Source organism: Kitasatospora sp. NPDC091207 (assembly GCF_044768625.1).
Classification (GTDB): domain Bacteria; phylum Actinomycetota; class Actinomycetes; order Streptomycetales; family Streptomycetaceae; genus Kitasatospora.
This window is the reverse complement of record NZ_JBIVVS010000021.1, coordinates 64,408-85,810: the sequence shown is the minus strand read 5'-3', so window position 1 is coordinate 85,810 and position 21,403 is coordinate 64,408. Positions and strand designations below refer to the sequence as shown.

Genomic DNA, 21,403 nt, shown 5'->3' with positions numbered 1-21,403 from the left:
TGACCGCCGCGCCGCCGCGCGGCACTCTCCTCTCAGCGCCTGAGAGCGCTCTCAAGAGAGCGCTCTCAGATGCAGACCGGCCCTGCGCCCCCCGTCGCCCCGTCGCCCCGCGCCCCCGCACGTCCGCGCCGTCCGCCACGTCACCCCACCCGCCCCGCCAGGGAGTCCTCATGCGCCGTTCCGCCGCCGTGCTCGGCAGCACCGCCCTCGCCGCCGCCCTCCTGCTCACCGCCTGCGGCAGCTCCGCCGGCTCCTCCGACGCCGCCGACGGCAAGGTGACCATCACCGTCGACCTCTTCGGCACCTTCGGCTTCAAGGAGAGCGGCCTCTACGAGGAGTACATGAAGCTGCACCCCGGGATCACCGTCAAGCAGACCGACACCCAGGACGAGGGCCAGTACTGGCAGGCCCTGCAGACCAAGCTCGCGGGCGGTGGCGGCCTGGCCGACGTCCAGGGCCTGGAGGTCGGCCGGGTGGCGAGCGTGCTGCAGAAGCAGGCCGACAAGTTCACCGACCTGAGGACCCTCGGCCTCGGCGCCGTCAACGACGAACTGGTGCCGTGGAAGGGCGCCGCCGTGACGACCGCCGACGGCCGGGTGCTCGGCGCCGGCACCGACATCGGACCGGAGGCGATCTGCTTCCGCACCGACCTGTTCAAGGCCGCCGGCCTGCCCACCGACCGCACCGAACTGGCCGCCCGCTGGTCGACCTGGCAGGGCTATCTGGACCTCGGCAAGGAGTACGCCGGCAAGGCCGCGGCCGGCAACGTCTGGACCGACAGCGCGGCCGGTCTCTTCACCGCCGAGGTCGGCCAGCAGAAGGTGCGCTACGCCGACGAGAGCGGCAAGCCGGTCTTCGACACCAGCCAGGCCGTGAGGACCGCCTGGGCCGACGCCGGCCGGCTGGTCGCGGACGGCCTGTCCGCGAAGCTCCCGCAGTGGACACCGGAGTGGAACAAGGCCTTCAGCACCGGGAAGTTCGCCACCCTCAGCTGCCCCGCCTGGATGCTCGGCTACATCAAGGGCCAGGCCGGCGAGGCCGGTTCGGGCACCTGGGACGTCGCCCCCGGTCCCGGCCGGACCGGCAACTGGGGCGGCTCCTACCTGACCGTCCCCAGGACGTCCAAGCACCCCAAGGAGGCCGCCGCGCTGATCGCCTGGCTGACCGCCAAGGAGCAGCAGACCACCCTCTTCACCAAGCAGGGCTCCTTCCCGTCGTCCACCGGCGCCCAGGCCGCGATCAAGGACGTGGCCGACCCGTACTTCAGCGACGCGCCGATCGGCCGGATCTTCAGCGAGTCGGCGGCCGCCATGCCCGCCCAGGTGCTCGGGGTGGACGACGGCGTGATCGGCAAGGCCTTCACCGACGCCCTCGGCGAGGTCGAGCGGACCGGCACCGCGCCCGACGTCGCCTGGAAGCACGCGCTGGACAACATCCGCAAGGCCAACGGCAGCTGACGAGAACTCAGGAAGACCTCCACGATGGCCGTCACCTCCGCCGCCCGCCTGCCCGCGGCCGGCCCGGCGAAGCCCCGTACCCGCCGGGCCGCCGGCCGGCTCGCGCCCTACGGGTTCCTCGCCCCGTTCTTCGTCCTGTTCGCCGCCTTCGGGCTGTTCCCGCTGCTCTACACCGCGTACGTCTCGCTCCACCGCGTCGAGTTGCAGACCACCGACCGGATGGACTGGCTGGGCCCGCAGAACTACACCCGCCTCCTGGCGGACCCGTTCTTCTGGAACGCGCTGCGCAACACCTTCACCATCGGGGTGCTCTCCACCGTTCCCCAACTGCTGATGGCCCTCGGCCTGGCCCACCTGCTCAACTACCGGCTGCGCGGCCGCTCCTTCTACCGGGTCGCGATGCTGATGCCGTACGCGACCTCGGTGGCCGCGGCCACCCTGGTCTTCGCCCAGCTCTTCGGGCGTGACTACGGCCTGATCAACTGGGTGCTGGGCCAGGCGGGCCTGAGCCCGGTGGACTGGCAGGCCTCCACCTGGGCCTTGCAGTTCGGCGTCTCGGCCATCGTCACCTGGCGGTGGACGGGCTACAACGCGCTGATCTACCTCGCCGGCATGCAGTCCATCGCCGGTGAGCTGTACGAGTCGGCGGCGGTGGACGGCGCCTCCCGCTGGCAGCAGTTCCGGCACGTCACCGTGCCGGGGCTGCGCCCCACGATCGTCTTCACCGTCGTCGTGTCCACCATCGGCGCCACCCAGCTGTTCGGCGAACCGCTGCTGTACGAGGGCAACGCGGGCGGCGGGATCTCCCACCAGTACCAGACCCTCGGCCTGTACCTGTACGAGCAGGGCTGGAGCTTCTTCCACCTCGGGCGCGCGGCCGCGGTCGCCTGGGTGATGTTCCTGCTGATCGTCGTCCTCGCCCTGCTGAACGCGGCGATCGCCGCCCGGCGCAACCGTACGGACCGGTGACCCGCATGCGACCGAATCCCCGCTCCCCGCTGCACGGCGGCCCGCTCGTCCACGGGGTGCTGATCGCCGCCACCCTGGTGTTCGCGTTCCCGTTCTACTGGACGCTGGTGGCCGCCAGCCGCTCCAACGCCGAACTCAGCTCGGCCGTACCGGCGCTGACCCCCGGTCCCAACCTGCTGCACAACATCGGCGAGGCCCTGCGGCAGGCCGCGATCGGCGACGCGCTGCTGAACTCGCTGATCGTCTCGGCCACCGTCACGGCCGGCGTGGTGCTCTCCTCGACGCTGGCCGGGTTCGCCTTCGCCAAGCTGCGCTTCCGCGGCCGCGGCCTGCTGCTGGCGGTCACCGTCGCCACCATGATGATCCCGCCGCAGCTCGGCGTGATCCCGCTGTTCATGGTGATCGTCCGGCTCGACCTGCAGAACACCCTCCCGTCGGTGATCCTGCCCTCCCTGGTGTCGGCCTTCGGGGTGTTCTTCATGCGGCAGTACCTGGTCCAGGCGCTGCCGGACGAACTGATCGAGGCCGGCCGGGTCGACGGCGCCTCGCTGCTGCGGATCTTCCGTTCGATCGTGCTGCCGGCCGCCCGCCCGGGGATGGCGGTGCTGGGCATGCTGACCTTCATGGCCACCTGGAACGACTTCTTCTGGCCGGTCGTCGCGCTCAGCTCGCAGAACCCCACCGTGCAGGTCGCGTTGAAGTCGCTGGGCCAGGGGTACGTTCCCGACCAGTCGATCGTCATGGCCGGCACCCTGATCGGCACGCTCCCCGTCCTGCTGGTCTTCGGCCTGCTCGGCCGCCAGATCGTCGGCGGCATCATGCAGGGCGCCGTCAAGGGCTGACCCCCGACCCACACCTCCGGAAGGCGACATGACCGACCACGCCCACCCCCTCGTGTTCCCCGCCGACTTCCTCTGGGGCGCGGCCACCGCCGCCTACCAGATCGAGGGCGCGGCCGGGGAGGACGGCCGCACCCCGTCCATCTGGGACACCTTCAGCCGCACCCCGGGGAAGGTCCGCAACGGCGACACCGGCGACATCGCGACCGACCACTACCACCGGTTCCGCGAGGACATCGCGCTGATGGCCGAACTCGGGCTGCCCGCCTACCGGTTCTCGATCGCCTGGCCGCGCGTCCAGCCCGGCGGCTCCGGGCCGGTCAACAAGGCCGGGCTGGACTTCTACGACCGGCTGGTCGACGGACTGCTGGAGCGCGGCATCACCCCGGTCGCCACGCTCTACCACTGGGACCTGCCGCAGGAGTTGGAGACCCCGGCGAAGGGCGGCGACGCCCCGGGCGGCGGCTGGACCGAGCGGTCCACCGCCTGGCGCTTCGCCGAGTACGCGGCCCTGGCCGCCGGCCGCCTGGGGGACCGCGTCGAGGCCTGGACCACCCTCAACGAGCCGTGGTGCAGCGCCTTCCTGGGCTACGGCAGCGGCGTCCACGCCCCCGGCCGCAGCGACCCGGCCGCCGCCCTCACCGCCCACCACCACCTACTGCTCGCGCACGGCCTCGCCGTCGGCGCGCTGCGCGCCGAACTCCCGGCCCGGGCCCGGATCTCGCTCACCCTCAACCTGGCGGCCGTGCGCCCGCGCACCGACGACCCGGCCGACCGCGAGGCCGCCCGGCGCATCGACGGCCTGGCCAACCGGATCTTCCTCGACCCGGTGTTCCACGCCCGCTACCCGGCCGACGTGCTCGCCGACACCGCCGGCGTCACCGACTGGTCCTTCGTCCGGGACGGCGACCTCGCCGAGATCGCCCGGCCCCTCGACGCGCTCGGCATCAACTACTACACCCCGACGGTGGTCGCCGCCGACGACCCGGCCGCCCCCGCCCCGCGCCAGGACGGCCACGGCGGCGAACGGTCCCCCTGGCCCGCCGACCACGGCATCCGCTTCCTGCCGGCCGACGGCGAGCGCACCGCGATGGGCTGGCCGGTCGACGCCGACGGCCTGTACGAACTGCTCACCCGGCTCCGCGACGAGCTGCCCGGCCTGCCCCTGCTGATCACCGAGAACGGCGCCGCCTACGACGACTACAGCGACCCCTCGGGCGCCGTGCGCGACCCCGAGCGGATCGCCTATCTGCGGGCCCACCTCGCCGCCGTTCACCGTGCGATCGCGGCCGGCGCCCCCGTGCGCGGCTACTTCCTCTGGTCCCTGCTGGACAACTTCGAGTGGGCGTACGGCTACGGCAAGCGCTTCGGCATCGTCCACGTGGACTTCGCCTCCCAGCGCCGCACGCCCAAGGACAGCGCCCGCTGGTACGCGGAGGTCGTCCGCACCGGCGAGCTCCGCCCGGCCGGCCCGCCGTCCTGAGCCCGCCGTCCTGAGCCCGGCGGCCCGAACCGGGCGGCTCGAACCCGGCGCCGGGCCTCGCGCCGGGGCGCCGGGAATGCCGGCCGGGACGGCGGTCGTTGCCGCTCACGTGACTACTGCCGCGCCCGCGATCCGTCTCTCGGTACTGGACCGTTCCCGGACGAGACAGGGGAAGGAGCCGGCGCAGGCCCTGCGGGACACGGTGGCGTTCGCCCAGGAGGCGGAGCGGCTCGGCTACCACCGGTTCTGGGTGTCGGAGCACCACGGCGTGCCCGGGGTGGCCGGGTCGGCGCCCACCGTGCTCGCGGCGGCGGTGGCGGCGGCCACCACCCGGATCCGGGTCGGGACGGGCGGCGTGATGCTCCCCAACCACCAGCCGCTGGTCGTGGCGGAGCAGTTCGGGGTGCTCGCCGCGCTCTTCCCCGGCCGGATCGACATGGGGCTGGGCCGCTCGGTGGCCTTCACCGACGGCGTCCGGCGGGCGCTCGGCCGGGACAAGGACGCCGCCGACCGGTTCGCCGGGCAACTGGCCGAACTGCTCGGCTACTTCGACGGGTCGCCGGGTACCCATCGGGACGTTCACGCCCGCCCCGCCGAGGGCCTGGACGTCCCGGCCTTCGTGCTGGCCACCGGCGCGGGCGCCGACATCGCCGCCGAGGCCGGGCTGCCGCTGGTGATCGGGGCGATCCGCGGGGAGGAGCGGATGCTGGCCGCCATCGACCGCTACCGCGCCCGGTTCCGGCCCTCCGCGCAGGCGGCCCGCCCCCATGTGGTGGTCTCCGGCACGGTGGCGGTCGCCGGGACGACCGAGGAGGCCGAGCGGCTGCTGGTCGCCGAGGCCTGGTCGAGCGCCTACGCCCGCACCCACGGCGAGTTCCCGCCGCTCGCCCCCGCCGAGGAGGTGCTGAACCGCCCGATGACCGCGCGCGAGCGGGCCGCCTACCAGCAGTCGCTGCGCGGGCACATCGCCGGCACCCCGCCGCAGGCCGCCGCGGCGCTCGCCGCGCTGACGGCCCGCACCGGGGCCGACGAGTTCCTGGTGACCACCAGCAGCTACGACCGCGCGGCGCTGCTCGACTCCTACCGCCTGCTCGCCGAGGCGGTCCGCCCGGTCTGACCCGGCACGGCCCAGCCCCGTCCCCGGGCCGGGTCAGTACTGGACGGTGACCGCCTGCACCGCCCCGAAGTCGGCGGCGGCCAGGTCCTCGTCCCGGATGACGTAGTAGAGCGGGCAGCCGGTGAACTCCGGGCGCCCCGCGGCGAGCAGCACGCGCTCCGGGCCGCGGCCGTGCGGCGGCACCACGTACTGGTCGCTCTCCCGGTCGGGGCCGAGCAGCACCATGAAGGCACCGTGCTGCGGCGCGACGTCCAGGGCGGCGGCGGGCAGCGCGGCCAGCCGCTCCAGCGCCTCGTCCGGGAGGTCGACGAGCGGCGCGTCGTGGAACCGGACGACCCTGGCCACCAGGGCCTTGCCGGCGGCGTGCAGCGGGGTGGGCGGCCCGGTGAACTCCCACGGCGGGGCGCCCCAGCCGGCGTCGGGATCGGCGAACGCCGGATCGGCGGCCACGTCGTAGGGCGCCGTGTCGGCGGCGGTGTGGTCCGGGAAGTGGAGGACGGTGACCGGGTCGCGGCCGCCGAAGCCGTCGTGCCCGAGGAAGAAGAAGTAGAGCAGGCCGCGGTCCGGCAGCAGGCCGTTGACGTCCGCCGGCGCGACCTCCGCCAGGTCGATCTGGGCGACGAAGCAGTCCGGCACCGCGTCCGGACCGGCCCCGGTGCCCGGCCAGACGAAGCCGGGCGGCACGGCGGGCACCCCGCCGCACCGGGAGAACGGCTCGGGGCCCTCGAAGCCGGCGGGGCGCGGCCCCAGCGCGATGCCGTGCTCGGCGACCCCCGTCAACTCGGCCTCCCAGGGCGCGAGGCCGGCCTCGCCGATCAGCCGTCGAAGTGTCCGCTCGTCCTCGGCGGTCACCGGATTGGGACGTGTCATGCCGCCACTCTAGGACCCCCCGGCGACACCCGGCCCCCGGCTCCGCCCGGGTCCCGACGACACCCGGCCCCCGGCTCCGCCCAGGTCGGCGGGGTGGCCGACAATGGCCGGGTGAACGACACGGACTACCAGGTGCTCCTGGAACAGGCGATGGAGGCGGCCCGGCAGGCGCCCGAACGGGGGCGGCCCGCCGACTACATCCCCGCCCTCGCGCAGGCCGACCCGACGGCCTTCGGGATGGCCATCGCCACCGTCGACGGCGCGGTGTTCGGCGCCGGGGACTGGGAGCACCCGTTCTCGATCCAGTCGGTGTCGAAACTGTTCACCCTGGCGCTGGCGCTGGCGGACGGCGGCGACGAACTCTGGCGCGGGGTCGGGCGCGAACCGTCCGGCAACCCGTTCAACTCGCTGGTCCAGCTGGAGTCCGAGAACGGCATCCCGCGCAACCCCTTCATCAACGCCGGCGCGCTGGTCGTCACCGACCGGCTGCTGAAGCTGACCGGCGACGCCGTTGGCGCGGTCCGGGAGTTCCTCCGGGCGGAGTCCGGCAACCAGGCCGTCGCGGTGGACGACTCGGTCGCCTCCTCCGAGGCGCGGCACGGCCACCGCAACGCCGCGATGGCGCACTTCATGGCCAGCTACGGCAACCTGCGCAACCCCGTCGACAGCGTGCTCGCGCACTACTACGCGCACTGCGCGATCGAGGCGAGCTGCCGCGACCTCGCCCTGGCCGGGCTGTTCCTGGCCCGGCACGGTACCCGCGCCGACGGCTCGCGGCTGCTGTCGCGCAGCGAGGCCAAGCGGATCAACGCGGTGCTGCTCACCTGCGGCACGTACGACGCGGCGGGGGAGTTCGCCTACCGGGTGGGGCTGCCGGGCAAGAGCGGGGTCGGCGGGGGCGTGCTGGCGGTGCTGCCGGGCCGGGGCACGGTCTGCGTCTGGAGCCCGGGCCTGGACGCGGCCGGGAACTCGGTGCTGGGCGTCGCCGCCCTGGACGCGCTGACCACGGCCACGGGCTGGTCCGTGTTCTGAGGGCCGGGCGCCGGCCGGGGCGGCGCGCCCGGCGGTGACGCCCCGGCCGGCGCGCCGCCGGCCGGGCGGATCCGGCCGCTCCGACGGGCGAACCCGGCATCCGCCCCCGGAGCCGGCCGGTCCTGTGGTACTGATCGACGGGTACCGGCCACCGGGGGGAGCGGGCCGCCGCTCCGCCCGTCCAGCAGGGAGGACCACGTCAGCATGACGCCGCGCAGCACCCCGCCCTCCCCGCCGCCCGGGACCGGCGGGCCGGCCGACGCCCCGGCGGGCCCCGGCCGTCCGCCCCTCCGGCCGTGGGACGAGGTGGTCGCGCTGGCGAGCGACCTGATCCGGATCGACACCACCAACACCGCGGACGCGGGCGGAGCGGGCACCGAGCGCCCGGCCGCCGAGTACGTGGCGGCCAAACTGGCCGAGGTCGGCTACGAGTTCACCTACGTGGAGGCCGGCGCGCCGGGGCGGGGCAATGTCGTCGCCCGGCTGCCCGGGGCGGATCCGGCCCGCGGCGCCCTGCTGATCCACGGGCACCTGGACGTCGTCCCGGCGGACCCGGCCGAGTGGAGCGTCCACCCCTTCTCCGGGGAGGTCGCCGACGGCTACCTGTGGGGCCGGGGCGCGGTGGACATGAAGGGCATGGTGGCGATGATGCTGGCGGTGGCCCGCGGTCACCGGCGCGACGGTGTCCTGCCGCCGCGCGATCTGGTCTTCGCCTTCGTCTCGGACGAGGAGGCGGGCGGTTTCCAGGGCGCCCGGTGGCTGGTCGACAACCGGCCGGAGCTCTTCGAGGGCGTGACCGAGGCGGTCGGCGAGGTCGGCGGATTCTCGGTCACCTTCGCCGACGCCACCCGTGCCTACCTGATCGGGACGGCCGAGAAGGGGGCGGTCTGGCTGCGGCTGAGGGCGCTTGGCACCGCCGGTCACGCCTCGCTGCCGCACGACGACAACCCGGTCGCCAAGCTCGCCGCGGCCGTCACCCGGCTGGAGGCGCACCGCTTCCCGCTGGTCCTCACCCCCGCCGTGCGCGAACTGCTGGAAGGGGTCGCGGACATCACCGGGGTGCCGTTCGACGAGAACGACCCCGAGGCGGCGCTGGCCCGGTTCGGGCACGCGTCCCGGCTGATCGGGGCCAGCCTGCGCGACACCGCCAACACCACCCGCTTCGATGCCGGGTACAAGGCCAACGTGGTGCCGGGCACCGCCCGCGCGGAGGTCGACGCGCGGGTGCTCCCGGGGCGCGAGGAGGCGTTCAGGGCCGAGGTCGCCGCGCTCCTGGGGCCCGGCATCGAGCAGGAGTGGAACAGCCTGCCGGCCGTCGAGACCGCCTTCGAGGGTCGGCTGGTCGAGGCCATGACGCTGTCGCTGGCCGCCGAGGACCCGGGCGCCCGGGTGCTGCCCTACATGCTGTCCGCCGCCACCGACGCCAAGTCGTTCCAGCGCCTCGGCATCCGCACCTTCGGCTTCGCCCCGCTGCGCCTGCCCGCGGGGCTGGACTTCGCCGCCCTGTTCCACGGTGTCGACGAACGGGTCCCGGTCGAGGCCCTGGAGTTCGGCACCCGTGTGCTGGACCGCTTCCTGCGCCACTGCTGACGCGGGTGCGGTGCCCGGTCACGGCGGCCTCCGGTCAGGTCCGGGCGCGGCCGGGGAGACCGGGCTCCCGCCCTACGGCGCGGCGGCGAGCCGGTCCGCCAGCTCCGTCAGCGCCCGGCCGAGCGGGAGCGAGACCCGGAGGGCGGCGTAGGCGTCCCCGCGCGTCGCGCCCTGGTTCAGGATCGCGACGGGCTTCCCGGCCCGCGCGGCGTGCCGCACGAAGCGCAGACCGGACATCACCGCCAGCGACGACCCGAGGACGAGCAGCGCGCGGGCCTCGTCGACCAGCTCGAAGCAGTGCCGGACGCGGGGCTTGGGCACGCTCTCGCCGAAGAAGACCACGTCCGGCTTGAGGATCCCGCCGCACGCCCGGCAGGCCGCGACCCGGAAGGAGGCCACCAGCGCGTCGGGGAGTTCGACGTCCCCGTCGGCGTTCCTCGGGGAGCTCTCGTCCCGGAACGCGCCGTTGAGCTCGTGCAGGCGCCGGTCGAGGTCCGCGCGGGTGCTGGCGCGCCCGCACCCGAGGCAGACCACCCGGTCGAGGCCGCCGTGCAGCTCCACCGCGTCCAGGGTGCCGGCCGCGTGGTGCAGCCCGTCCACGTTCTGGGTGATCACCGCCGACACCAGGCCGCTCCGGCGCAGCTCCTGGACCGCCCGGTGTCCGGCGTTGGGACGGGCCAGGGCGATCGACCGCCACCCGGCGTGGCTGCGCGCCCAGTACCGGCGCCGGGCCTCCGCGCTCGCCGTGAACTCCTGGTAGGTCATCGGGGTCCGGCGGCGCAGGCTCCCGGTGGGGCCGCGGTAGTCGGGGATACCGGACTCGGTCGACAGCCCCGCGCCGGTCAGGACCGCCACGTCCCGGCCGGCCAGCAGCCGGCCGATCCCGGCCAGCCCCTCGTCCGGCGGCACGCTCGCCGCGGCCTCCGTCGGCTCGGGCATCGGGTCCACAGGCATGCCCACAGCCTAGTGCTGTGACCGGGATGGTTCACCGTGGTCGGGAGACGGCACACGGGACGAGCGCGGTCCGCGAGGCAACTGGTATGAATGGCGCATGCAGGAAGAGACCGCGCAGTCCGCGATCGACACGTTCATCTCGGCCTTCAACGCCTCGGACGACAGCTATGTGACTGCGCTGCTCTCCCGGGCCCTCACCTCGGACGTGGTCTTCTGGGGACCGTTGGGCCGCACCGAGGGGATCGAGGCGGTCGAGCGGTTCGTGCTGGACATCCGGCGCCACCCCGCGGGGACCGGCACGATGGTGCGCTGTTCGGCGGTGGACATGCCGGACGAGTGGGCCCGGTACCAGTGGATCTTCACGACGCCGGACGGAGGCCCCCGCCTGTCGGGAACGGACGTCGTCCATCTGCGGCGGAACCTCATCGACCAGGTCATCGTCTTCGCGGGGGAGATCGAGCCGTCCGCCTCCTGAGTCCTTCTCCTGAACCGGCCCCGTTCGGGGCTCCGGGTCTGCCCAGCCGAGTCCTGGTGCGCTGGAAGGTGACTCCGCGGCGGGCGAGCAGGCCGGGAGGCCCTGCGCTGCCTGCTCGCCGGACGAGGCGTCACCCTTCAGCGGACGAAGACGTGGAAGGAGTCCACCGATCCGGGACGGGACACCAAACCCGACCGGATCGAGCACGTCATGGAGCGCTTCCCCGACCGGACGTTCGCGTTCGACGAGTTCGGCCCGCTCGGCATACGCCCCACCGCGGGCGGCGCCCGGGCCGAGCGGGGGTCGACCCGACCGGCTGCCGGCGACCTACCACCGCACCCATGGCGTCACCTGCTTCCACGGCTGCTCCTCGGCCGGCGACGACACCCTGTGGGGCATCAACCGCCGACGCAAGGGCACCGCGAACACCCTGGCCGCACCGCGGTCGATCCGAACGGCCCGTCCGGACGGCGCCCCGGTCTGCGTGATCCTGGACAACCTGTCCGCCCACAACGGCAAGAAGATCCGCCGCTCGGCGGAGCACAACAACGTCCGCCCGTGCTTCACCCCGACCAACGCCTCCTGGGCCAACCCGATCGAGGCGCACTAGCGACGCGGCGGAGGCCGTGCGGGGGGGGGACGCCCCCCCCGCACGGCCTCCGGTGGCCGGGCCCGGCCGGGTCGTTGCCCGCCGGGTCAGTGCCCGCCGGTGCCGCGGGCGGCCACGTCGGCGCGCAGGGCCGGCAGGCCGGCGTACATCGTGCCGCCGGGGCAGTCGGTGGCCATCCAGTCGCGGTGGCCGCTGATCATCTCGACCGGCTTGGTCACGCCGTTGACCGGGTTGACGAAGGTGACGTGCGCCTGGGGGTCCAGGTTGTGCCCGCGGGCCACCACGGCGAGCAGCGCGGTCAGCGACGCACGGGCGGCCGCGGTGGGCTCCTGGGTGCTGAGGGTGCCCAGCAGGGCGATGCCCAGGTTGCCCGAGTTGAAGCCGGCGGTGTGGAAGGCGGTGACGACGTTCCCGGACGCGTCGTGCGCCGGGATGCCGTCGTCGCCCGACCAGCGGCCCTCGTAGATCCGCCCGGCCTCGTCGATCAGGAAGTGGTAGCCGATGTCGCCCCAGTCGTTGGTGATCGCGTGGTACTCGTAGATCGCCCGCACGGTGGCCGCCGGGTCCGGGTCGGCGTTCGGGGTGTCGGTGTGGTGCACCGTCAGGGTCTGGAGCGGGTAGTACTTCGCGGGGGAGTTCTCCACGCCGTTCTTGAAGCGCTTGGTCTCGTCGGCGCCCCAGGCCGCCCGGGAGAGGTACTCGACACCGCAGAAGGTGGAGGGCGCCGTCGGGGCGATCGCCACGGTGCGGACCGGCCCGTGCACGGTGTCGATGGCGGCGGAGCGGACGTTGCCGGCCCCGTCGGGCAGGCGCAGCTCGTAGCCGTGCGCGCCGTCGGCGGCGACCAGCGCCGTGGCGACGCGGCCCGGGCGGTCCGCGTCGTCGGGGCCGCCCGCACAGCCGCCGGGCAGCGGCTGCCAGGCCCCGGGGGCCGCGCCGTCGTGGTGGAGCCTGATGGCAGCGCCGCGGGCGGGACCGTCCCAGCTGACGCCGACGTAGCGGATGGGGAAGCCCGCCCGCACGGTGGTGGCCTCCCGGCCCGCCGCGGACTGCGCCCGGGTGACGGGGACGCGGGTGGTCCGGGCGGCGAGCGGCCGGGCCCCGGCCGCGCCGGTCCCGGCGGCAGCGGTGCCGGTCCCGGCGGCGGCGGCCGACGCCGCCGGGGTGACGGCGAGCGCGGCGGCCGTGGCGCCCAGCGCGGTGACGAGGGTGCGCCGGGTGACGGCGGGCTTCGGGTGGGGCATGGGTGGTCCTGTCTCGGGCGTGATCGGGAACGGAGGGCTGACGAATCGCTCCGGATGCCATGCCCCCGCTGACAGAAGATCAGTCAAGGGCGAATGTACACAATTGACCCCGTGCATCCGTTCGATTCATAGGAATCTTTGCCCGAAAGTGCAGGTCGGGAGGGGGGTGGACGGCCGGCGCCGGGCCCGCCGGCTCCCTGCTGCCCACCCTGCTCCGGGCCGCCGCCGGGGTCAGGCGGCCTCGGCCGCGGCCTTGATGCGCAGACCGAAGGCGGGCGCGTCCTTGCGGGCGGCACTGAGGGCGAGGCCCACCAGGAGCTTGCCCAGGCCGTGGCCCTCCAGGGTGTTGAAGATCCGCACCCGGGTGGTGGTCGGCGACACCGGCGTCAGGTCGTAGCCCCCCTCGGCGGAGGTCACCAGGTTCTTCGAGATCTCGGTCCAGCGCAGCGTGGTGGGGGCCTGGAGTCCGGTGATCCGGATCTTTCGTGTGGTCTTCATGCCGGCGTCCTTGACCGTGCTGGTGAACACGGTGCCGACGGCGGTCGGGCCGTCCGGCGCCCTGGTGATCTCCAGGACCCGCGGGTTGAACGCCGGGTCGTTCCGGCCGTCGGCGAGGAAGGCGAACACCTCCTCGACGGGCCGGTCGATCTGGACGGTGGCCTCGAACCGGCCTGCCATGGGCTCTCCTTCGACGGACGGGTGACGTGCCGTCATGGTCCCAGGCGGGCGCGGGTGATGACGTCAGGCGCGGCCTTGCATAGACTCGTTCGCCAGCTGTCCGGGCGAGTCCAGGAGCCGATCGATGCCCACCCCGTCCCCCAGTCACGACGCCGGCACCTCGACCACGCCCCTGCTGGACGACACCATCGGCGCGAGCCTCGACCGCGCCGTCCGCGCCTTCCCCGGGCGCGAGGCCCTGGTCGACCTGCCGACCGGCCGCCGCTGGACGTACCGGGAGCTGGCCGAGGAGGTCGACCGGGTCGCGCTCGGGCTGCTGGCGCTCGGCGTCGGCCGCGGCGACCGGGTCGGGATCTGGGCGCCGAACTGCGCGGAGTGGGTTTTCACGCAGTACGCCACCGCACGGATCGGCGCCGTCCTGGTGACCGTCAACCCCGGCTACCGCGCGCACGAACTGGAGTACGTGCTGCGCCAGTCGGGCACCCGCACGGTGGTGGCCGTGCCGGCGTTCAAGACCTCCGACTACGCGGCGATGCTGGCCGGGGCCGCCCCGCGCTGCCCCGCGCTGAAGGACGTCCTGCTGATCGGCTCGCCGGCCTGGGCGGAACTGCTCGACCGGGCCGGGCGCGCCGACCGCGGCCCGCTGGCCGCCGCCGGCGCGGCGCTGGACCCCGACGACCCGATCAACGTCCAGTACACCTCCGGCACCACCGGCTTCCCGAAGGGCGCGACCCTGTCGCACCGCAACATCCTCAACAACGGCTTCTTCGTCGGCGAGTTGTGCGGCTACTCCGAACTCGACCGGATCTGCGTGCCGGTGCCCTTCTACCACTGCTTCGGCATGGTGATGGGCAACCTCGCCGCCCTCTCGCACGGGGCCTGCGTGGTGATCCCGGCCGCCGGGTTCGAGCCGGCCGCCACCCTGCGCGCGGTGGCCGCCGAGCGCTGCACCTCGCTGTACGGCGTCCCGACCATGTTCATCGCCGAGCTCAGCGACCCGTCCTTCGCCGACCACGACCTGTCCAGCCTGCGCACCGGGATCATGGCCGGGTCGCCCTGCCCCACCGAGGTGATGAAGCAGGTCGTCGAGCGGATGGGCATGCGGGACGTGTCGATCTGCTACGGCATGACCGAGACCTCTCCGGTGTCCGTCCAGACCCGGGCCGAGGACCCGCTGGAGCGCCGGGTCTCCACCGTCGGCCGGGTCGGCCCGCACCTGGAGGTGAAGATCGTCGACCCGCGGACCGGCCGCACCGTCCCGCGCGGCACACCCGGTGAACTCTGCACCCGCGGCTACTCGGTGATGATCGGCTACTGGGAGCAGGCCGACCGCACCGCCGAAGTCCTGGACGGCGACGGGTGGATGCACAGCGGCGACCTGGCGGTGATGGACGAGGAGGGCTACCTCGGCATCACCGGCCGGATCAAGGACATGGTCATCCGCGGCGGCGAGAACATCTACCCGCGTGAGATCGAGGAGTTCCTGCACACCCACCCGGACATCCTCGACGCCCAGGTCATCGGCGTCCCCGACGCGACGTACGGGGAGGAGCTGATGGCCTGGATCAGGCTGCGCCCCGGAGCCGCCGAACTGACGGCCGCGGGGCTGCGGGAGTTCTGCGCCGGGCGGATCGCGCACTTCAAGATCCCGCGCTACGTGCACCTCGTCGACGAGTTCCCGATGACCGTCACCGGCAAGGTCCGCAAGGTGGAGATGCGTGAGCGGGCCGTCGTCCTGCTGGGCCTCGCCGAGGCGGCCGGCGCCGGGCACGGCTGACGGCCGCCCGGCGCCGGGCGGCCGGGCCGGGCGGGATCCGGGTCGGAGGGGGTGTGGGGCGGCGCGTCCGGGGCAGCCGGGGAGCGAGCGCGTGCCGCCCGGGACGGCCGGGCGGCACACCACCCCGAAGGGAACGGAGTCCGCGTCATGACGAACCTCGCGCACCTGCCCGGAGCCCTCGACCACCGGTGGGACTGGCAACTGCGCGGTGCCTGCCGCTCCGCCGACAGCGGTCTCTTCTTCCACCCGGTCGGCGAACGCGGCGAGGCCCACGACTCGCGCGAGAGCGCCGCCAAGGCCGTCTGCGAGGGCTGCCCGGTCCGGCGCGAGTGCCTGCGCTACGCCCTGGAGGCCCGCGAGCGGTACGGGGTCTGGGGCGGTCTCGGCGAGCACGAACGCCTGCGCCTGCGGAGTCAGGGGAGGCCCCGGCACAGCGGGCCGCCGACCGGTCCCGCCGTCTCCCGGGGGCGGGAGGCCCCGGCGTCCTGAGCGGCCCCGCCCGGTGGTGCCGGTCGCGCCACGGCCCGACGCCCCCGACGACGCCACCGCCTGTGAGAGGCTCACCCCATGGAACAGCGTGTACTCGGCCGCACCGGCCGACCCGTCTCCGTCGTGGGGCTCGGTACCTGGCAGCTCGGCGCGGACTGGGGTGATGTCCGCGAGGAGGACGCGCTCGACGTCCTGGACGCCTCCGTCGCGGCCGGCGTCACCCTCTTCGACACCGCCGACGTTTACGGGGACGGCCGCAGCGAGCAGCTGATCGGCCGCTACCTGAAGGGGCGCCCGGACGCGGAGGTCTTCGTCGCCACCAAGTTCGGCCGCCGGGCGGAGCAGCGCCCGGAGCACTACCACCTCGCCAACTTCCGTGCCTGGTCGGACCGCTCGCGGGCCAACCTGGGGGTGGACCGGCTCGACCTGGTGCAGCTGCACTGCCCGCCGACGCCGGTCTACGCCGACGACGAGGTGTTCGACGCGCTCGACACCCTGGTCGCCGAGGAACGGATCGCCGCGTACGGCGTCAGCGTCGAGACCTGCGCGCAGGCGCTGACCGCGATCGCCCGGCCCGGGGTCGCCAGTGTCCAGATCATCCTGAACGCGTTCCGGCTGAAGCCGCTGGAGCGGGTCCTGCCCGCCGCCGCGGCCGCCGGGGTGGGCGTCCTGGCCCGGGTCCCGCTCGCCTCGGGGCTGCTCTCGGGCCGCTACACCGCGCGGACCGCCTTCGCGGCGGACGACCACCGGACGTACAACCGGCACGGCGAGGCCTTCGACCAGGGGGAGACCTTCTCCGGTGTCGACTTCGCGACCGGGGTCGAGGCGGCGGCGGAGTTCGCCGCCCTCGCGGGCCGGGACGCGACCCCCGCGCAGACCGCGCTGCGCTGGATCATCCAGCAGCCGGGCGTGACGACGGTGATCCCCGGCGCCCGCAACCCCGAGCAGGCCCGTGCGAACGCGGCCGCCGCCGCCCTCGCGCCGCTGCCCGGGGAGACCCTCGCCGCCGTGCGGGAGCTGTACGACCGCCGGATCCGCCCGCAGGTCCACGACCGGTGGTGACGCGCCGCCGGTGACGGCGTGCGCCGGACCGGCCCGGCCCGGCAGGTGCGACCCGCCGGGCCGGGCCCGTCACCGGCGTCTCAGCGGGGGTCCAGCCCCGCCAGCATCTCCGGCAGCTCCCGGCTGTGGAGGACCCCGAGGCTCCTCGTCGCCCGGGTGAGGGCGACATAGAGGTCGTTCCCGCCGCGGGAGTGCGCGGCGAGAATCTCCGCGGGCTCCACGACCAGGACGGCGTCGAACTCCAGCCCCTTGGACTGGGCGGCCGTCATCAGGACCACGGGCGAGTCCAGCGACGCCGGTCCGTCGGCCCGCGCGACGCCGTCCAACTCGGCCAGCCCGTCGAGCAGTTCGGCCGGGAAGCCGGGGGCGTGCAGGATCGCCGCCCGGCGGCCGTCCAGCCCGGCGATCTCCTTCTCGACGGCGGCGCGCAGGGCCGCTCCCCGGTCCTCCTCGGGGATCCGCAGGCTCCACGGGCGGATCCCGCCGCTGCGCACCGCGGTGGGGGCGGTGAGTGCCGGGTCGACCGCCCGCAGGACGCCCTCGGTGATCCGCATGATCTCGGCCGGGGTCCGGTAGTTGATGGTCATCTCCACCGTGCGCCAGCGCCCGGCGGTGTACTCGTCGAGCGCCTCGCCCCAGGAGCTGAGCCCGGCCGGCGCGCCGGTCTGCGCCAGGTCGCCCACGATGGTCATGGAACGGCCGGGGCAGCGGCGGGTCAGCAGCCGCCAGGCCATCGGGGACAGCTCCTGCGCCTCGTCGACGATGATGTGCCCGAAGCCCCAGGTCCGGTCCTCGATCGCGCGCTCGGCCAGCGGACGGAACTCTCCCTCGCCGCGGTACTGGCGGGTCAGCATCTCCGCGTCGATCTCGGCCAGCCCCGCGCCGAAGTCCTCCAGGACGGTCTGGGCGAACTGCCGCTGCTCGGCCTCGGCGGCGGCGTCGATCCGGCGGGAGACGGCGCTGCCGGGCAGCGGGCCGAGCAGTTCGGCGGCCTCGTCGAGCAGCGGCACGTCGTCGGTGGTCCAGCGGGCGGCCTCCTGGTCCGGCCCCGCGTGCTCGCGCAGCAGGGCGGCGCGTTCGGCCTCCGAGAAGTCCGGCATCGCCCGGGCCAGCAGCTCCGGGGAGCCGAACAGCGCGGTGAGCAGCTGCTCCGGGCCGAGCAGCGGCCACAGCCGCTCGGCCAGCGCCTGGAAGTCGGCCTCCAGGACGAGCCCGTCGGCGAGGTCCACCACGTCGTCCAGCTCCATCTCCCCGCCGCGGTCCCTGGCGATCCGCAGGGCCAGCTCCGAGGAGAGCCGCTCGACCAGGGCGGCCCGCGCCTCGTTGTGGGGTTCGCCGGACCGGTGCGCGGCGGCGTGGGCCCGCTCGCAGAGGGCCCGGCCGATCACCAGCTCCTCCCGGTGGGCCGAGTTCCGCCCCACGGTGAGGGTCCAGGACTCCTCCGGCAGCTGCCGCAGGCCCTCCAGGGCGGCGGCGAGCACCCGGGCCATCCGTGCGTCGCCCTTGACGGCGGCCGCCTCGGGCGTCTCGGTGTCCGTCCCGGTCACACCGGGGTAGAGCGCGCCGATGCTGCTCAGCACGACCTCGCTCTCGCCGAGCGCGGGGAGCACCTGGTCGATGTAGCGCAGGAAGGTCGTGTTCGGCCCGATGACCAGCACACCGCGCTTGGCCAGCCGGTCGCGGTGGGTGTAGAGGAGGTACGCGGCACGGTGCAGGGCGACCACCGTCTTCCCGGTCCCCGGACCGCCCTGGACGACCAGCACGCCGCTCAGCTCGGAGCGGATCACCCGGTCCTGCTCGGCCTGGATGGTGGAGACGATGTCGCCCATCCGTCCGGTCCGGGCCGCCGTCAGCGAGGCGAGCAGGGCGGTCTCGCCGCTGAGCTCGGAACCGGCCCGGCCGTCCAGGGCGCCCACCCCGAAGGCGTCGTCGTCGAAGTCGACGACGGTCCGGCCCTTGCTCCGCAGGTGCCGGCGCCCGGTCACCCCGCCGGGAGCGGCGGGCGTGGCCCGGTAGAACGGCTCCGCGGCCGACGCCCGCCAGTCGGTGAGCAGCGGCTCGTGGTCGTCGTCGGCCAGGGCGATCCGGCCGATGTACTGCCGCTCGCCGTCGGCGGTGTCGAGCCGGCCGAAGCAGAGCCCGTACTCGGCGGCGTACAGCTCGGCCAGCCGGCGGGTGTGGTGGATCTCCATCGTGTCGCGCTCCAGGCGGGACTGGAGCGTGCCGCCCTGCTCCTGGAGGTGGGTCGCGCGCAGGTGGTCGGCCGCGAGCTCGCGCTGCTCCTCCAGCCGGTCGTACAGCCCGCCGACGTAGGCGTTCTCGGCCCGCAGTTCCCGGGCGTGCCAGGCCTCGGCGGCCCGGGCGTCCTGGCCGCCCGGGCCGGTCCGGTGCCCGGCATCGACGGCTGTGGTGGGTTCGGACGACGAGGACGACGACGAGGACGACGTGGGGACCATGGCCAGCTCCATTGACTCAGGACCCCCGACCGGGCGGGCGGTCGGGGGTGGCGGCGCGAGGGCCGCCGTGCACAACACGGGAGGACAGGGGCGGGCCGGCGCGCAGGCGACGGGCCCGGGGGTGGGAACACTCAGCACAATGATCTTGGACGCCGGCGTCTCTGCGCACCGGTGGGGACGAGGACGGGACTGCCGCACCTCCCGTTTGCGCAGGTCCCGGCCTCGGCCGACAATTCTGCGGCACGACCGGGGCCTTGCCGCAAGCCCCCCCGTGCGCTATAAGTTGGAAGTGGAAAGGAGTGGGTAATCCCCTTTCCGCTTTCTGGTCCGCCCCGGTCGGACACCCCCTCGCGAGGTGTGATCGCCGCGTGCCGCGGGGCCGCCCGCACGCGCCGCACCGGTCCCGTGTCCGGTGGCCTGGGGCCTCTCAACACGCGGACGGCGTGCCGGGCTTCCCGGAGCCTCTCACACTCTGCCGTGCCGATGGAGGCCGCCGCCGCCGGCGACGGCCGGGGCCGGTGCGCCGACGCCCGACGGCGAGAGTGGCAGCGTGGCGGCCACCCGGAACCCGGACCGGTGCGGGCCGGCCGTCAACTCGCCGCCGAAGACCGCGATCCGTTCGGCGAGCCCGATCAGGCCGTGGCCGGTCGAGAGGTCCCGCCGCACCGCGAGGGTGCGACCGGCGCCGTCGTCGACCACCTCGATGTGCAGGGCGTCGGACCAGGTGATCCGGACGGCCGCGTGGCTGCCCGGTCCCGCGTGCTTGGTGATGTTGGTGACGGCCTCCTGCACGAGCCGGTACGCGGTCCGGTCGACGCTGTCGTCGAGGGGGAGCGGGCCGCCGCGGACGTCGAGGTCGATCCGGATGCCCGTCCTGCGGACGTCCTCCAGCATCGGCCGCAGGTCGGCCAGGCCGTGCCGGCCGATGTCCTCCACGGGGGCGTCCGGGCTGCGCAGCACCCGGAGCATCCGGCGCAGTTCGGTCATCGCGGACCGGCCGACGTCCTCGATGTGGCCGAACGCCTCGATGGTGCCGGTCTGCCCGGCGGGCGTCGTGCTCCTGGCGTTCTCGGCCCGCATGACCATGACGGCGACGGCGTTGGCGACGATGTCGTGCAGCTCGCGGGCGATGCGGGTGCGCTCGCGCACCACCGCCCGGCGGGCCTCGGTGAGGTCGCGGCGGTCGCGCTCGGCGGCGATCCGGCCGGCCCGGACCCAGCGGGCGAGGCCCCAGGCCGAGGCCGTGACCAGTACGTAGAAGGCCAGTGAGGACAGCAGCATCGAGGTGCTGTCGGTCGTCGGCACCAGGCCGACCAGGTAGTAGGTCTTCAGCCCGGTGGCGGCGAGACCGAGCGCCAGCGCGGTGAAGGCGGCCGGGCGCCGGCAGGTGTCCGCGACGGTGTACAGCGCGAGCAGCAGGCCGAAGAACGGGGTGAAGGACAGCGCGTCGGCCAGCGTCAGCAGGCACGCGCCGGTCGTGACGGCCCAGACGACGAGGAACACCGCCATCGGCCGGCGCCGGCGCAGGGTCAGCGCGACGGCCTGGACGCAGGCGAGTGCCAGGACCTGGACGTGCTCCGTCCAGGAGGTGCCCGGAAACGCCGGGTTCCCGAAGTAGAAGACGTCCGGCACCGTGGCCGCGAGCGCCAGGGCGAGGTCCTGCGGCCCCGTGGACCGGTGGCGGCGCCGGTTCGCCGCCCGGTCCGCGGGGTGCTGTGCGGTGGTGTTCATCAGCCGGTCCCGTTCCCGCCTCGCGCGGCAGGCCCGCTACTTGAAGCAGCAGGCTTGCTGCGGCACGGTGTTGCAGCATTCGGCGCGGGTGAAGTCGGTGAGGTCGCCGGCGAAGGCGAGCCACCAGGTGTCCGGTGCCACCAGGGCGGGCGGCCGGGCGATCGGGTAGCCGAGATCGGCGTAGGCCGCCCACAGGTCGCCGCCGTGGGTGTGCAGGGCCGCGGTGAGATCGCGCCGCGAGTGCTCCCTGAGCGCGTCGGTGTGCCGCGAGGGCTTGTTCAGGGTCAGCAGGGCCGCCGCCGCGGTGACACCGTCCGTGGCGACCGCGGACAGGGCGAGGCCGGCGACGTTGATGGTCTCCCCGGCCGGCTCCGGAGCCGGGTCCGGGTTCTGCGTGATCCGGACGACGAGGCGCTGCCAGGGGTTCGACAGGGTCTCGGGCGGCTGCGGCACCAGGACGGTCTGGACGCTGAGCAGAAAGCCGTGGGCCACCTCCGGACCGGGCCCGCCGCCGGCTCCGGCCTGGTGCACGGCGACATCGAACGTCGGGGTGGAGCGGTCGTTCATGGT

Annotated in this window: 18 protein-coding genes and 1 pseudogene; 12 read left to right on the top strand and 7 right to left on the bottom strand. The window is 74.4% G+C overall.

The features are described from left to right. The first annotated feature begins 170 nt into the window (after positions 1-170). From ACIQTO_RS28760 to ACIQTO_RS28740, 5 genes are all read left to right on the top strand, one after another. Positions 171-1,457, top strand: a complete 1,287-nt coding sequence (locus tag ACIQTO_RS28760) for an extracellular solute-binding protein (protein WP_402393860.1) — start codon at positions 171-173, stop codon at positions 1,455-1,457. Positions 1,458-1,481: 24 nt separating this feature from the next. Then, the gene (locus ACIQTO_RS28755) at positions 1,482-2,426 is read left to right on the top strand and encodes a carbohydrate ABC transporter permease (protein WP_402393857.1); all 945 of its coding nucleotides are present in this window, start codon (positions 1,482-1,484) and stop codon (positions 2,424-2,426) included. Positions 2,427-2,431: 5 nt separating this feature from the next. Next, positions 2,432-3,268: a carbohydrate ABC transporter permease gene (locus tag ACIQTO_RS28750; RefSeq protein WP_402393855.1), complete on the top strand. Its 837-nt coding sequence runs from the start codon at positions 2,432-2,434 to the stop codon at positions 3,266-3,268. Between the two features lie 28 nt (positions 3,269-3,296). Further along, the gene (locus tag ACIQTO_RS28745) at positions 3,297-4,748 is read left to right on the top strand and encodes a GH1 family beta-glucosidase (protein ID WP_402393852.1); all 1,452 of its coding nucleotides are present in this window, start codon (positions 3,297-3,299) and stop codon (positions 4,746-4,748) included. 109 nt (positions 4,749-4,857) lie between these two features. Further along, positions 4,858-5,865, top strand: a complete 1,008-nt coding sequence (locus ACIQTO_RS28740; protein WP_402393849.1) for an LLM class flavin-dependent oxidoreductase — start codon at positions 4,858-4,860, stop codon at positions 5,863-5,865. Between the two features lie 33 nt (positions 5,866-5,898). Here the strand turns inward: ACIQTO_RS28740 and ACIQTO_RS28735 are convergent, their stop codons facing one another. After that, positions 5,899-6,735 carry a DUF1963 domain-containing protein gene (locus tag ACIQTO_RS28735; RefSeq protein WP_402393847.1) on the bottom strand — a complete coding sequence of 279 codons (837 nt, stop codon included), beginning with the start codon at positions 6,733-6,735 and terminating at the stop codon, positions 5,899-5,901. A gap of 111 nt (positions 6,736-6,846) precedes the next feature. On the opposite strand from ACIQTO_RS28735, the gene ACIQTO_RS28730 reads away from it, so the two are divergent. Together ACIQTO_RS28730 and ACIQTO_RS28725 are read left to right on the top strand one after the other, a co-directional pair. Further along, positions 6,847-7,767: a glutaminase gene (locus ACIQTO_RS28730; protein ID WP_402393844.1), complete on the top strand. Its 921-nt coding sequence runs from the start codon at positions 6,847-6,849 to the stop codon at positions 7,765-7,767. A gap of 204 nt (positions 7,768-7,971) precedes the next feature. After that, a complete protein-coding gene (locus ACIQTO_RS28725) occupies positions 7,972-9,357 on the top strand; it encodes a M20/M25/M40 family metallo-hydrolase (RefSeq protein ID WP_402393841.1) in 1,386 nt (461 codons plus the stop codon). A 72-nt stretch (positions 9,358-9,429) separates the two neighbouring features. Here the strand turns inward: ACIQTO_RS28725 and ACIQTO_RS28720 are convergent, their stop codons facing one another. Next, positions 9,430-10,311, bottom strand: coding sequence for an NAD-dependent protein deacetylase (locus tag ACIQTO_RS28720; protein WP_402393838.1), 882 nt, complete (start codon positions 10,309-10,311; stop codon positions 9,430-9,432). Positions 10,312-10,408: 97 nt separating this feature from the next. On the opposite strand from ACIQTO_RS28720, the gene ACIQTO_RS28715 reads away from it, so the two are divergent. Both ACIQTO_RS28715 and ACIQTO_RS28710 read left to right on the top strand, forming a co-directional pair. After that, complete coding sequence (locus ACIQTO_RS28715) at positions 10,409-10,786, top strand: nuclear transport factor 2 family protein (protein ID WP_387895003.1); 378 nt, start codon at positions 10,409-10,411, stop codon at positions 10,784-10,786. 84 nt (positions 10,787-10,870) lie between these two features. After that, positions 10,871-11,393 (top strand): annotated as a pseudogene (locus ACIQTO_RS28710) (transposase); the annotation flags it as partial. An 89-nt stretch (positions 11,394-11,482) separates the two neighbouring features. Here the strand turns inward: ACIQTO_RS28710 and ACIQTO_RS28705 are convergent. Beyond that, positions 11,483-12,640 carry a peptidoglycan recognition family protein gene (locus ACIQTO_RS28705; RefSeq protein ID WP_402393834.1) on the bottom strand — a complete coding sequence of 386 codons (1,158 nt, stop codon included), beginning with the start codon at positions 12,638-12,640 and terminating at the stop codon, positions 11,483-11,485. 231 nt (positions 12,641-12,871) lie between these two features. After that, positions 12,872-13,318, bottom strand: a complete 447-nt coding sequence (locus ACIQTO_RS28700; protein WP_402393831.1) for an SRPBCC family protein — start codon at positions 13,316-13,318, stop codon at positions 12,872-12,874. A 124-nt stretch (positions 13,319-13,442) separates the two neighbouring features. On the opposite strand from ACIQTO_RS28700, the gene ACIQTO_RS28695 reads away from it, so the two are divergent. The 3 genes from ACIQTO_RS28695 (at position 13,443) to ACIQTO_RS28685 (ending at position 16,646) form a co-directional block, all read left to right on the top strand. Then, positions 13,443-15,095, top strand: coding sequence for an AMP-binding protein (locus tag ACIQTO_RS28695; protein WP_402393828.1), 1,653 nt, complete (start codon positions 13,443-13,445; stop codon positions 15,093-15,095). 147 nt (positions 15,096-15,242) lie between these two features. Further along, complete coding sequence (locus ACIQTO_RS28690) at positions 15,243-15,584, top strand: WhiB family transcriptional regulator (RefSeq protein ID WP_402393826.1); 342 nt, start codon at positions 15,243-15,245, stop codon at positions 15,582-15,584. Positions 15,585-15,662: 78 nt separating this feature from the next. After that, positions 15,663-16,646, top strand: coding sequence for an aldo/keto reductase (locus ACIQTO_RS28685; RefSeq protein WP_402393823.1), 984 nt, complete (start codon positions 15,663-15,665; stop codon positions 16,644-16,646). Positions 16,647-16,726: 80 nt separating this feature from the next. Here the strand turns inward: ACIQTO_RS28685 and ACIQTO_RS28680 are convergent, their stop codons facing one another. From ACIQTO_RS28680 to ACIQTO_RS28670, 3 genes are all read right to left on the bottom strand, one after another. Further along, entirely contained in the window at positions 16,727-19,102 is a 2,376-nt protein-coding gene (locus ACIQTO_RS28680) for a HelD family protein (protein WP_402393820.1), read from the bottom strand. A 465-nt stretch (positions 19,103-19,567) separates the two neighbouring features. Continuing rightward, entirely contained in the window at positions 19,568-20,833 is a 1,266-nt protein-coding gene (locus ACIQTO_RS28675; RefSeq protein WP_402393817.1) for a sensor histidine kinase, read from the bottom strand. A gap of 36 nt (positions 20,834-20,869) precedes the next feature. Next, entirely contained in the window at positions 20,870-21,400 is a 531-nt protein-coding gene (locus ACIQTO_RS28670; RefSeq protein WP_402393815.1) for a hypothetical protein, read from the bottom strand. Positions 21,401-21,403: the final 3 nt, after the last annotated feature.